Raw genomic sequence first — 14,778 nt, forward strand, 5'->3', positions numbered from 1 at the left:
TCAAAGCGAACCCGTTATGGTGATGGTCGCAACATCGGACTGAGCCAAACGGGTGCTTGCGTCAATGGCGACGCCTTCACCGGACTGGAGCTGCGCCATGGCCGAGACCAGCCGATCCAGCTTGGCCGCGTCCGGGCCATTCATGATTTCCCGCCGATGAAGGGCGTAACGGCTGGAACGATCAGCGTCGCCAAGGAGTTGGGGGCTGCCGAACGTCAGTCCAGATATTTCGCTCCGCCTGCGAGCCGCGGTCAATTGCTCTCCTTTCTTCTCGTCCCGCCGCGCACGAGCGCGAAGTACGGCCTCCCTCAGGGCTTCGCGGAAACCAAGCTTTCGCCTGGCCCCTTGGGTCGCAGCAGATCCCAACTCCTGCTGCTGAGAGGTCGCATTACGATTCCGCAAACTGCCTTCATCAATCCCGTCAGGACTCAATTGGAACTGCGGCTGGTACGGTCTCGATTCCCCGAAAGGCGTAGCCTGGATTTCGTCCTCAACCTGAGCCACGCTGTTCGATCCCTCGAACGTTCTCAACCTATCCACCGAAAGGTGATCCATCACAGGCGCATGTTTGGCCGGCGTCGTCTCGAGGTTGTGATCCATCACCGGAACGTGCTTTTTCTTATCGGATTGCACGAGGTGATCTGCCTGGGTCTGACCAGGAACTGGATCACGCCCAGTGACCTGATTCCGCAGAAACGCTTCCGACGAATTGCTCATTCCTGCCAACTCCTCGTGAATGGCGTCCTGCCCCGCCGAGTTTTGCGCTGCCAGCATCGCGGTGGGGTGGGTGATTGCGGGGTTGTTTTTTCGTTTGAGTTTCGCATGCAGCGGCTGGTCGTTGTCGATGCCGGCATGCTTGATCTTCTTACCCTTCTTGAGCTTGCCGCTCCCATCTAGGTCGGTAGCGCTCTTGTAGGCAAAGAAGACATCACCGACATCACCGGTCGAGCCGTTGGCCCGGATGAACTCGCTGGTTGCGTACAGGACGTTATCGGTAGCGCCTTCGACGGTAGCCCCCGTCTCCTGAAGCTCCAAATCTATCGACCTGATTCCGGTTTCGGTCAGGCTCTTGAGCTCATCAGGGGCGCTTACGCCATCCTGGTTCTTATCCTGCCAGACCTGGAAGCTCTTGAACTCCATGTCGCCGGCATCGAACGTCCCATTGGCATTGGTGTCAAACGCGGCCAGACCCTCGAGGTCAGACACTGCACCGTTGAGGTCGGTGACGAAGCTGATCTCGTCGACGCTCGCGATCTGGCCATCGCCGTTCCGGTCCAGGACGAGCAACCCGTCGTCCGCGCCTACCCAGCCGGTCTGGTCACGCAGGCCATCGCTGTCCATGTCGAACTTTGCCGTCGACTTCGCCAGGCTGACGATCTCCACGCCGTCACCATCCAGATCAAGGACGATCGGAGGAATTTGCTCGCCTGGACGAAGAGGCCGACCGTTCATAGTGTAGGAAAAGCCAACGTGAGCAATCCCGCCACGGCCATCGGAGATCGTGACGGTGGCGTTACCACCGTAGCTTTCGGCCACCCCCGCTGAGCCGAGCACGGTAATTTTATAGGCACCTTTCGTAGAGTCCCAGACTACCCCGACGCTATCGGGAGACATCCAGTAACCGTCAGCACTCGCGGTGACGGAAAGCGGATCGCCGTCCTGATCTGCCACGTACACGTAACGGACTTCCTGATTGGTGCTCCGTGACCAGAAGCTCTGGCTGGCCGTTGGGTTATCGTTAGCGTTGGTGACGTTGATCCCGATTGTCTGGGTCATCGCCGCGCCGGCGGCGTCCTGGACCCGCACGACAACATCATGGCGGGTCGCCGACTCATAATCGAGCGCGCCGCTGAGGCGGATTTCGCCGTTGCTCGAAACTAGGAACTTGTCGGAACCGCCCGCCCAACTGTAGCTCAGCGCGTTAAACGCCGGGCTGAAATCCCCGCTCCACCCGTACACCTGGCCGACGACGGTCTGGCCGGCACCAACGGCGTTCTCCGGAACCGTGAAGTCTACCGCGCCAAGCCACGGTGTCTCATTCACATCCTCGATGAAGACGTGGTAGTTGAACGGATCCGATCGCTGGGAGGCGGCATCCTGAGCCGCCATCGTGAGCGTTGCCACCCTGATTTCCTTGGCGCCGTCACCATCATTGTCATAGTAGAAGTCGGAATCCACCCCGTGAGTGCCTCGGTAAGCACGGAGCCAATCGGCTGTCCAATTGGCGCCTGCGACGGCAAGATGGTTGCCGTTGATCGTGAACCAACCGTGATCGTTGCCACCGAGGATCACCAATCCCGGGGTGGTCCCATCGGGATCGGATAGCCCAAAGCGAGCGATAAGATTGCCGGGGTGAGCCCAGCCGCCAGGGAAGGTCTCCGGGAAGAAATTCTGGGCTTCCAGAATGGCGTTGTTCGGGCGTTCGTTTACGTCCGAGATGAAGACCTGCGTAACGACCGCGCTCGACGGCGCGTCGGGCCGGCCGTCACTGGCGTAAACCCAGACATCGCCAACGTGAGCTTCAAGGCGCCCGTCGCCATTCAGGTCGTAGATCCCGTATCCCTGCGCACGCATTTGCTCGAAATCGAAATGCAATCCTGACCTCAGCCGGACCTCGTTCCCGATAATATCGAACCATCCGCCCGGATTGTGGTGGAACTGGAGGGTCGGGGCAGTGCCGTCGGGATCGCTCAGCCCGTAGGTGGCCACGACGGTTCCCGCATTGGCAGGACGAGCACCAAGGCCGGTTTCGTCGAGCCAAGTCCGGGATGGACCTTGGGGGGCGTGAGGAGCCTCATTGACGTTGGAGATGAACACCTGGGTCGTGAACTCAGCCGAGCCATATTGGCCATCGTGCGCGCGAACGCGAACGTCCGCGACATGCGCCTCGGCAACGCCATCGTTATTTAGGTCGTAGATGCCGTACCCAGCCGAGCGGAATGCCTCGAAATCGAAGTTCAGACCCGAGCGGAACCGGACTGTGTTCCCGACGACCTCGAACCAATTGCCCGGATTGCTGGTCAGCTCCAGCTGAGGCGTAGTGCCATCAGGGTCGGAAAGGGCGTATGTCGCAACAGTCACACCGGCGTTTGCCGGCTGACCGCCAAGGCCCGTCTCCGTAAACCAGACCCGTCCCGGTCCGCTGGGTGTTGCCGGACCCTCGTTCACATTCTCAATGAAAACATTGTACGTGAACGCATCCGACTGCAACCCGCCGGCATCGCGGGCAGCCAGCGTTAGGGTTGCGACTCTTATTTCCTTCATGCCGTCGCCGTCGTTGTCGTATGTGAAATCGGCATCGACGCCGTGCTGGCCTTTGTTCGCGCGGAGCCAGTCCGCGGTCCAGTTCGCGCCTGCCACCGCAAGGTGGTTCCCAGTAGTCGTGAACCAGCCGTGGTCGTTGCCCCCGAGGATCACTAAGCCAGGCGTCGCTCCGTCTGGATCGGCCACGGTGAAACGCGCCACCAGCCGATTTGCGTGCGACTCGCCCGGGAAGGTCTCCGCGAAGAAATTTTGCGCTTCCAAAACGAGATTGGATGGCCGGCCGTTGATGGTCACGTTGAGCGGAACTGCGGGGCTTGTCGACCAGGGGCCATTTGATCCGCCGTCTTGCGATGTCGCCTGAATCTGCAGTGCCGCCGCGCCCGAAAGATCCTGCGACCAGTGGGGGGGGGCGATAAGCCGCAAGCCCGTTAGCTGCGCCGGAGTGAACCGCCAGCGACCGTTACCCAAGTAGTTAGCGCCCGTCGTCACGCTTCCAGCAGCGTTCTTAAACTGGAAGCCGTCTGGGACGTTGGAAATCTCTATGTTGACGATCGTCTCCGATCCGTCGGCATCGGTTAGATGAGGAGCAATGTCGATTGGAATTTCTGCGCCGGCGTTTCCGCCCGGGCTGCTCACCAATACTATCGGCGCATCGGCCACAGGTCGGACCGTGACCTGGACCCACTTGTCCGTGATCAGCCCGCCAGCGTCCTTCGCGTGGACCCAGACAAAGCCAATGCCACTCGCGTTCGGAACCGAGCGGATGTTGATTGTTCCCGTTCCTCCGTTGATCGTCGGGCTTGCTGCCGAGACTTCAAGCAGACCGGTTTTCTCCGTCATCGAGCCGCTCGACTCCACCGAGCGCACCCAGAATTCGGAAAGCTGAGCGGGCGAATCGTAATCGTCTCCAAGCGTGAAGCTCAGGGCGTACGGCGCGTCACGGTGCTGATCTTCATCGACCCCGGTAGCAAGTGCCCCGATCTGATCCGACGCGAAGCCAATCAGGGGCGGTTTGTTGCCGGTCCAAAAATTGTTCCAGGTCTGGGCAAAAGTCAGCCCGTCGATCTTGAGAGTCGTATTCGCGAGCAACTCATTGAACTGCGTCTGAGTTGAGGGCGTGTAGCCTAGTTGAGCGCTGTATCGGCCGATCGCGGTCGCAAGTTCACCAATCGCAAGATCGATGGTGGCATCCCTGCCCGCGATGACCACTCGGATGTTTGCGCGCTGATCCGCGTCGGCGGTGCGGAATCCGAGCAGACGCACGGTGCTATCGTAGCCCGTTTGCCCAAGCACTCCGGCGACGATGTCGTCGCCGTCCCAGCGGAACCAAAGATTGTCACGGACAAGGTCTTCGAATCCGACGATGTCCGAATCTACGCCGATCGTTGAACCGGTCTGATCGACAATATCATGTCCGTCGCCTCGGACGAATAGATAGCGATCATCGCCAGCGCCGCCGACAAGGAGATCGTCGCCCGAGCCGCCGCGCAGGACATCGTCCCCATCCATTCCGTAGAGGTTGTCGCCGCCCCCTTGCCCTAGGAGCGCGTCATTGCCGCCCCCCCCATGGAGTTTATCGACACCCGCACCACCTTCGATGCTATTAGAACCCGCATCCCCGGTGAGTTCGTCGTCGTAGGCGGAGCCGACAAGATTCTCCACCTCTCTGAGACGATCGACTTTGTCATCTCCAAGTTCTGCACCTACGCCTTCGGTCAGATTAACGGTGACGCCCCTCGATGCGCCGGAATAATCTGCGGTGTCGATTCCCATGCCGCCGACAAGCTCGTCGGCCCCCATGCCGCCGACCAATCGGTCGTCACCGTCGTCTCCATGGAGAACATCGTCTCCAGTTCCACCACTTAAATGGTCGTTACCGAAGCCGCCCAAGATCGTGTCAATGCCCTCATCGCCTTCGAGAAAGTCAAAACCCTCCCCACCCCTTAGACTGTCGTTGCCTTCGCCGCCTCTAAGGGTATCAATACCGTCGCCGCCATCGAGATCGTCCGCGTCTGCGCCGCCCTGAAGGACATCAGCGCCGGCTCCTCCGATCAGGATATCCTTTCCGGCGCCGCCCTGGAGATGGTCATCCCCGTCGCCGCCGTCCAGGTAATCATCCCCGCCGGCGTCCTCAATCACGTCGTTGCCGGTATCGCCGAAGGAGCGGTCATCCCCTTCACCGCCGTACAGACGGTCGTTGCCATTTTCGCCGTGCAGCTCGTCATTGCCTTGATGGGCGACCAACGCCTGATCGCCATCGCCGCCGAACATGACATCGCGCCCCTGAGCGCCATTCAATTCCTGACCAGGCGAGCCATAATGGAAATCGTCCTGATCAGTGATGTACATGCGCACGTTCTGGGTCAGAGACAGGCCGTTCCCGAAGCGATCTCGCACGGTGATCGGCACGTCAACATAACGGCGACCCTGCGCGTCGGTGGCCGCAGACTCGTAATCGAGGCTTGCACCATCGGCGAGCCGCAACTCATGGCCGTTGTGGATGACAAAGCGGGAGTCGCCGACCGAATAGCCGTGATTAGTGTCGCCAGCGATGGCGTCTGGATCCGACGCGCTCAAGGTCCCAAGGCTTACGTAACCAAGGTAAGAGCCGGCTGCCGGGTTGTCGCGCTCTACCGTGGTTGCGCCACCCGCGAGACTGATAGCCGTAGGGGCTTCGTTGACGTCTTCAATCCAGATGTCGAACGGAACCTCTTCCGAGCTCAAGCCGCCAGCATCCTGAGCAGCAAGCCGCAACTGCGCCACCCGGACCTCCAGGAGACCATCCCCGTCGCTGTCGCGGGTGAAGGCCGGATCCTGGCCATGCTGGCCCAAGGTCGACCGCAGCCAATCAGCCGTGAAGTTTGACCAGGAGAAGGTGAGTTGGCTTTCGCTGGTCGTGAACCAACCGTTCTCGTTCCCACCGACTATCGTCAGCCCCGGCGTAGTCCGGTCGGGATCGGCAAGCTGGAAGGTCGCGATGCTCTGCCACGAATGGGAGGTTCCGATTTGCTCCGAATGAAGCGTTTGCGAGAGCGCAACTGGCGCGTCAGGCCGTTCATTCAGGTTGCGCACCGCAACGGTGAACTGCCGCTCGGTTCCCGCGGTGGTTCCGTCGGCCACGCGCAGCGTAACCAGTTGGCTCGAGGCGGTCTCGGCGTCGAGCACGACGCCAGCGCGGACGCTGAGCACGCCAGTTGACGAGATTTCAAACGGACTGTTCGGGTCGGCCATCGAGAAACTGACGCTTGCACCTTCGGGATCGCTGCCCGAAAGAGTGCCGATGACCGTCCCTCCAGCCGAATTCTCGTCGACCGCAAGTTCGGGCTGAGTTGCCGAAAACTGGGCGCGGCTGTCGATCGCAGCCACGCTGACGGTCACCGTCTGCTCGACGACGTGACCATCCGCATCCGCGACGCTGAAGCGGAAGCTGTCGGCGCCATTGAAGTAAATATTGGGCGTGTAACGCCAAGTCCCCGGGCCCGCAGCCGGGTCGAACACGACTTGTCCGTTGGCTGCCTGGCCGGTCACCGCGTAGCTCGACGAACCAGGCAGATTCTCGTCATCGTCAGTCGCCTGGATGACCCCGACAATCGAGTCATTGGCACCTGGTTCTGCCCGTTCGCTCATGGACAGCGCCAGCTCGGCGGCAACGACAGGCTTGGCCTTACCACCTGCCCACCAGTAACGCGTGGCCGAAGCTGTCACGTCCGCCGGCAATTCGGCTGTGCTGCCGGGCAGCGTGCTAGCGCGGCTCATCGCGGAAAGCAGCGAGTTCGGATTGTTGAGGTCGGCTGCGTTCTTGAGAAAAATCGAGTGCGTGCCCGTCGAGATTTCCCGCACCAGCGTCGGATTGGAGCCCGAGAAATAGCCTTCGACATTCACAACGGATGTCCCGCCGATCACTTGAACCCGCAAGTCGTTGCCGACCCTGCTCAGCCAGATCTGCTCCGGCGTGACACCCTCGAACAGGAGTCGGTTTACGCCATTCTGGTCGATCAGCCGATCCGTCCCCGAGTTCGCGTCAAAGACGTAAGTGTCGTTGCCCTGGTAATCATGAACTATGTCGTCACCGGCGCCGCCGATGATCGTGTCGTTCCCGTGATTGCCGTCGAGATGATCATTGCCCCCGCCGCCATCGAGGTGGTCGTTGTCCTCGCCCCCATCCAAGATGTCATCACCGGTTCCGCCGACAAGGACGTCGGCGCCAGCGCGCCCGTATAGCTCGTCATTGCCCGCTTGGCCCGTGGCCTCGTCGTTTCCGGTGCCACCATCCAGATAGCTGCCTTCTAGGCCGCCAGTGATCGTGTCGTTCCCGGCCTCGCCGAAAGCCTGGCCGCGAGTCCCGACGTCAAGCAGGTCATCCCCGTCACCGCCGGTGAGATGATTTTGACCGTCATCGCCCGACAGGTTGTCGTCGCCGGCCCCGCCGTGTAGCTGGTCATCCCCGCCGCCACCGACCAGCACGTCGTGGCCGCCGCGGCCCTCGAGATGATCGTTGCCGGCAAGCCCGAACAGACGGTTGGCGACCTCATTGCCGAACAGCCGATCGCCGACTGACGTCTCTACGGTGGAGCCGACCACATTCTCGATATTGGAAAGTGAGTCGCCCGCTGCGTCGCCGCCGCTCGCCGTGCCCGTCGCTAGGTCGATCGTAACCGAAGCCGCCGAGGCTGCATAGCGAACAGTGTCGCCATAAGGTCCATCGCCCACCTCAAGACCGGCACTTGCCGAATCCGCGCCGCCATCCAAGGTGTCGGCACCGGCACCGCCTTCGAGGAAATCGTCGCCGTCTCCGGCCTGAAGCGTGTCGGCCCCGTCGCCGCCGCTCAGCACATCGTTGCCGGCTCCAGCAATAAGGGTCTCGGCACCGGCCGCGCCGACCATGAAGTCTTCACCGTCGCTGGAAGCGGTCCCAGGCAGACGGATCGCGGTCAAGTTGATAGCGAACCCGTCAGCGAGGAGCAGGCTCTCGATCGCGCCGTCCGGTCCCTCGAAGAAGTACTTGAGAGTGGCCCGATCGGAGCCTCCGATCCAAATCTCAAGGTCCGAGCCGGTCCGCACGAAGTTGAGGTCGGAAAGGCTGAGATTGGAGTCGAGCTCAATCGTATCCGCTCCGGCATCTCCCGCAGCAATCACGGCATCAACTGTCGATCCATTCACTTCCAAACTAAACAGGCGGTCTACGAACACGTCATGGCCCATGCCGCGCTTCATGATATAGAGATCATCGCTTGCGCCGCCGTGAATGACGTCGTTGCCCTGCGCGCCATCGAAGCTGTTGTCGAACTCGTCGCCGTAGATTCGGTCGTTGCCCTGCGAGCCCTCGATACCCTCGATAGAGTCATAGACGTCGCCGGCTGCCTCTCCGGTGCGCTGGGCGGCGAACGCCTCATCGAGAATAAGGACATGGTCGCCGCCGACCTCGCTGTAGCTGGCGACATCGTGACCGGAGCCGCCAATCAACTGGTCTGCCGCTCCTGCGCCTCCGGAAAGGTGATCGTCTCCTTCACCGCCGAACAGGACGTCGCTGCCGCCGCCGCCTGTGAGACGGTCCGCGTCGCCGTTGCCGGCGAGGATGTCGTCCTGAGCGGTTCCGGTCAGGCGATCATCTCCGCTCCCGCCCGTGATCCACGCTGCGCGCATTCCGGTCGCGACGATCTCGTCCGCGCCGTCCGTTCCGCCATGCAGCGCCATCGCGCCGACTTCGACCTCGCCGACGCTGACAAAGGCAAACCTTTCGATGTCGCGCAAAGTCCAGGGGTTGTCGGCGATCGGCCGGAACCACTCCTTGAGCAGCAACTCGTCTCCGGTCTCCGCCGCCGCGCCGGCGTTGACGATGATCCGGAGATTGTCACCCTCTCGCTTGAAGACGAGATCGGCGGGGTCGATTCCGACACCGAATTCGAGTGTGTCGACGCCCGAATTCGTTACCTTCGGTCCGGTTGCGGGCTCGATCAGCCGCTGCAGCGTCTTGAACGAGCCGTATTCGTTGTAGTCCCAGGTGCCGTCCCAATCGCGCGTGCCGACCTGCACGCCACCCTTGAAGACGTTGCCTTCGGCATCGACCGAATAGCCGTTCTGCCACACGCCGTTCTGCCAGACGACCTCCCAGGTCCCGGCATATTCGTCGATGATCGTGTCGCGGCCATCGCCGCGATTGTAGCGGAACACGTCGTCGCCGTGCCCACCGACCACAATATCGTCGCCAAGGCCCCCGGTCACGATATCGTTGCCCGTTCCACCATAAACCTGGTCGTTGCCGAGATCGCCGGAAACCACGTCATCGCCATGGCCGCCAAGCGCTACGTCATCGTCGTTCCCCCCCAGCACGATATCGCCAACGAGCGTCATTCCTTCGGGAGAGGCGTAGCTGTTGTCGTTGCCGCTAACGAGATCGCGGCCTTTGCCGCCTGCCACAACGTCCTGACCGTCGAGGCCCCACAGCTTGTCGTCACCATCGCCGCCGTACATGAAGTCGTGGCCGTTGGTTCCGACTAGGACATCAGCGCCGTCGCTGCCGACGACGAAGCTGGTGAAATCGGAGATGCGGATCTTCTCGCCGTTGGCGAAATCCAGCCACTCGATACGGCGGGTGCCTTCGAACCAGTCCTTGACGATGATCCGGTCGTCGCCTGTGCCCCAGACGCCATTCGTTTGGATCTTGATGATCAGATCGCCCGTGGCGACCTTGTTGCCGTTGGCGTCATAGGCGCTGCCACGCTCGATCAGCAGATCGGCGAGCGTTATTTCCGTCCCGAAGCTGATCCGATCGTCGCCACCGCGGGTCGAGCCGTCGACCAGGAACTCGTTATCGTCGTGCCAAACCTTGGCAGCTTGGCCGCGACTGCGCGCCTTCAGCTTGGCGCTGATGCTGTCGCCCTGAACTCCCGGAGCAGCTCCCGGGGTGGACTCGTCGAAGTAGGTGTCCTGTCCATCGCCGCGGTTGAACACATAATAGTCCGAGCCTGCGCCGCCGCGTAGCGTTCCCTCATTGCCCGCGCCGGCATTGAGGATGTCGCCGCCGCGACCGCCCTCGAGCACGTCTATGCCATCGCCGCCGGCTAGCCAGTCGGAGCCCGCCGATCCGTACAGCGTGTCGTCGCCCGCCCCGCCGTCCAGGTAATTGCCCGAACCTCCGGCCACGGCCAGCGCGGTGTTGGCGTCGACATTGCCGTCGGCAACCCTACCCGCAAACAATCGATCGTTCCCCTCGCCACCGATCAGCCAATCGTCCAGCTTGCCACCAATGAGTGTATCGTTACCGGCGCCGCCGAGGAGATTGTCGCCACGGTCCGACCCATAAACTACATCATGGCCACCGCCAGCGTCTATTGTGGCCGCCACATCGACCGTTTTAGAGTGCCCGTCGAACGCTTGACCGTCTACAGTTAGACCTATGTTAGACGTCTCTGAAACGGGGAGAAGCCGGTCCTCCAACAAGCGAATAACATCATCGTTGACCGTACCGTCAATGAGCGTCTGCCCAAGAACATCGACAACGTCACCCAAAAGGTAAGGTCCGAGAGCAGTCAACCGTGAGTGTTGGTTGGCATAGGCATCATAGTCAAAGCCCATCTCAACTTGGGCGGCAGTAACGCTCGCCTGTTCGAGGAGATGGCCGAAACCGCCGTACCAATCACTTTCGTGCCGGCGTGTTAGACCCAGCTCAACCGCCCGCGACAAGACAACCAGCCACTCGGCAGTGAACACACTGTCCGGCTCCGCCGCAATAAGAGCATTGATGCTCGTAGAATTGGCAAGGTAAGTTTCGTAGCGCTGAGCTGTCATCAAATTACCGAGCAAAACTCCGGATTCAAAGTCGTTTTTGTCAAGACCTCCGATGAGGAAGGTATTGTAAAGTGCGCGCTTGGCGTAAATATCCCCACCAGCAATCTTGAAGTTGGGATCGGTAAGCCCTTCGTATATTCCGTACCCAATAAGCTTTTCTGCGCCCCGTTTTCCTGCAAATCGTTTTGTGATGGCGTCCTTGTCACGGGTAGAGAATGGTCGATAAACATAGTCCGACTTGCGCATCCCATAGTTACCCGCCTGCACAAGTTCCGGTGAGATCAACTCGCCGCCTGTCATGGCAAGCACTGAGTTAAAAGTGCCAGCGACTGCCTCTGCCATGCCTACGGCGGCCTTCTTGGATCCACCGTGCTTGCGATATGCATTGGCGACCTCAAACTGCCCAGTGCTGTCATTCCAATGCACATCGGCACCAGCTCGGGGCGTCCCCCCGAACACAGAGCCAATCAAGCCGCCGGCGATAAAGCCGATGAACGCAGCCACGGCCATGCCAACGGGTCCCCCAACGAGTCCCAAAGGGCCGATCGCCGAGAAGAAGCTGCCAACGCCCGTTACAGCCACCGCTCCACTTGCCGCGGACATCGCCGAGCCAAGCGCCAGCGTTGCTAAGCTTGAACCGATTGCCGAACCAAGCTGCCCTCCGACGGTGTCGAATGTCACGAGTTCAGAGGCTAGTTTTGTACCTAGAAATGACCCAAGGACATTCCCAACGTTTACGTTACCCAGAACTTGCTGGAAGGTCTTAGCGCCGCTTGCTAGTTGCGGCAGGTTGGTGATTATGGCTGAGACGTAAGAATTCAGTCCTGTGTGGGCAAGTTCAGCCGCGAACCCTTCTACTCCCAAGGCGTTGACTAGCTCGGCCGTAAGATAAGAAGAGACAGCTCCAATCCCGGCGGACGTGAGATTCTCTAGGAACTCAGAGCCAGCGGCAGAAACGGCTCGATTCACGGACGCCGAAATCGAGCCTCTTGAGACTAGTCCATCAAGAATATCGCCGAAGTTGTCACCTATCGTCTGAAGAGCGGCAGAGGCAACCACGCCGGTGAGCGCGTCACCTTTCGCCAAAAATCTACCCAGGTGTGAGCCTATAACACCGCCAGCTTGAGAGAAGTCCAGGTGCACTTCATTCCCAGGTATTTTGATGTCAACGTCCACAACTTGGAAGCCACCATCGTCCGTGTTCGGACGCAATCTAGAGACGCTCGTCAACCCGTTTGAATAATCTGTCAAAGCCGTTGGGCCTGTTAGGTTACCTGCGGAGTCCCGCCTGATCCGGCCATTCTCGTCACGTTCGAAATGCAGAACTGTGGAGGCAACGGTGGTCGTCGTGCCATCGGGGGCCTGCTTGTACAGAACAACGCCAACCACAACTCCCTCGGCGTCGCTGATAAATTTCTCGCGCAAAAGGTTTTGGTCTAAATCTCGGGAGCTCGACCTAGCACTCCTTAAATAGCTGTTGTATATTCCGTCAACAAACCGAAGGTTGTCGGCATTGATTAGGCCCTTCTCGGCCGCTCGCCGTGCTACCTCCTTGAAATGCTTGTAAGCAACTCCTTTGCGCGTGAGTGCGTCCTGTTTAGTGACAAGAAGTCGCTTCAGACGCTCCATTTCCTCCGGAGTAGTCTGCGGATGAGCAGTATTATAATCGAACGAGTTTGCGCCCCCTCCAGTCCTTCTCGCAAGATAATAATCTACATCGCCATTAGCCTCAAATATTTCGTTATAAAAAGCATTAGCGATGTCAGTCGTGAGCTGCTCGCCATCGGTAACTTGATAATACGGAGCAAGAATGTAGTCTAGCTCGGCCTTGGTTATTTCTCCTCTCAGATAAGCTTGATTGGCGGCACCCCCAGCAGCACCCACTAGTCCACCGAGGTTATAGTCCTGTCCCCCAGTCACGAACCCGGCATTATCGTCCAGCAAATAATGCACTATTTCGTGAAGCAGTATCTGCTCCATTCGATAAGGGCTGCCATCCTTGTTCTTCGTCAAGTTACTGCTGGAAAACGCTGTCAGATTGTTAAGGCCTATCCTAGATCCACCTAAAAAGATCCCGAAGGAATCTAGCGAGGGATCCCCGACAATCGTCAGCGTACCGCTTCGCGCTGAAGGAAAAACATTACTGACGACGGGCCAAGGTCCCGTCCTCCGGTTTATCTCTGAAAGTATCAGACGTCCGGCCTGAGTAGCGTTCATGCGCTCAAAGAAATATTCGATGCGTGTGCGTTGAGTCGCGCTAAAGGCTCCTCGGATATCGATATATCCCCGCCACGAAGGAAGCTCCGGCATATCTATACTCCTTCATATTTATCGCGGAGGCAATCGAATACGCCATCCTGTATGGAAGACTGGGGCCGATAGTCAGAGTTGAAATCTTTCAAACGCGTCGGTGTGAAAATACACACCAACGTAGATCCGTTATTATTGGTGCGCCTAGTCGCGACACCTAAAGCAAAGCTAGAACGCGCTTTGTTACTGTACGAAGCTGATATCGTGCCCTCTGCTTCCTGAGACAAGTCACGATAGGGAGCGTACGCTGCAACTTTAGGTTCAAGACGAAAGTTCACCGAACTGACAAGCGCACGAAGATCAGAGACCCAGATACCCCGAGGAAGCGGGCAGTCAGTCGATGCTAGCCCTGCAATCATTGTCCTTGGTGATAAGCCAATCACATTCGGGCTCACGTCGGAGGAGTAACATTGGCTATACAGACGCCCTGCAGATACCATCTCCGACTCTGTGACATGGACCAACGCGAGCCTATACTCATCAACCCGACCACGGTCACACGAACGGGTGACTTTGAAGAATGATGCGTTGGAAACTTCCTTGATGACTTCGTCGGTAGCCGTATTCGTCTCTACCTTCAACGCTTCTACACTGCACCCTTGCAGCTCGAAGGTGGCATGATCCCTCTGCTCAGATCTAGCGCAGGCAGATAATAGAGCAGGCAGCGCGGCACAGCTGCCCGCGAGCCAAAGACGGTTATTCATTAACGAAGGCACGAATTCACCAATCCCTGCTCCGCAGGCTTTTTCAATGCACCGAGCAAGTGAAGGTGATGCTGTGACGCGGACATCTCAACGACTCCTGCAAACCTGCTCGACCGCTTGGATCCGGGTGCCAACAGGCACCTTGGACAAATAGCATCCACGCGTTCTGACGTAGAGAGCGTAAGGTACGAAGTCAGGCAAACCGCTACGATTCACGAAAAATGGTGTTGCCTGGACAGGGCGCGTCAACTCCTCTTTGGAACTCTTCAGCGCCAACGCCCAGCCCTGTAGAACGTACAGGCCACGGTACACACATGCGAGCTGCGTACGCCGGTCCGAACCGAGTGCGTAAATCTTGAATTCAGAGATAGCCCCATCCGTCATTTTGCCGCGCAACTTGCAACCATTGTCGGCGTAGAATGTCGTGAGATATCTATTTGGATACTTGGAACTTGAGTAGATTTCTACGTCGCACTTTTCCTTGCCGGCGGCCCCGCCGAGGAGGCGTCCGAACTGACCTTCACCGAAAAGCCGTGTAAGTCCCACGCCAGTAAGGTCACGCATCGTCTGGGCTCGATCACAAATCCACAAGGCGTGATTGAACGACCCCCTGGCAAAGTTGCCAGAACTATCTTGCATCCAGTCGAATTCGTTGGTTGGAGAAGATGCGCCCGTACAAGCGACCAGAGGCGCGCTGAGCGCGAATATCCGA

General features: G+C 59.2%; 1 protein-coding gene. It reads right to left on the reverse strand.

The annotated features are described in order from the left end of the window. The gene (locus ACFQPG_RS00850; protein WP_380809480.1) at positions 1–13,065 is read right to left on the reverse strand and encodes an Ig-like domain-containing protein; all 13,065 of its coding nucleotides are present in this window, start codon (positions 13,063–13,065) and stop codon (positions 1–3) included. Between the last annotated feature and the right edge of the window lie 1,713 nt (positions 13,066–14,778).

This window comes from Sphingomonas sp. GCM10030256 (assembly GCF_042666415.1).
Classification (GTDB): Bacteria; Pseudomonadota; Alphaproteobacteria; order Sphingomonadales; family Sphingomonadaceae; genus Sphingomicrobium.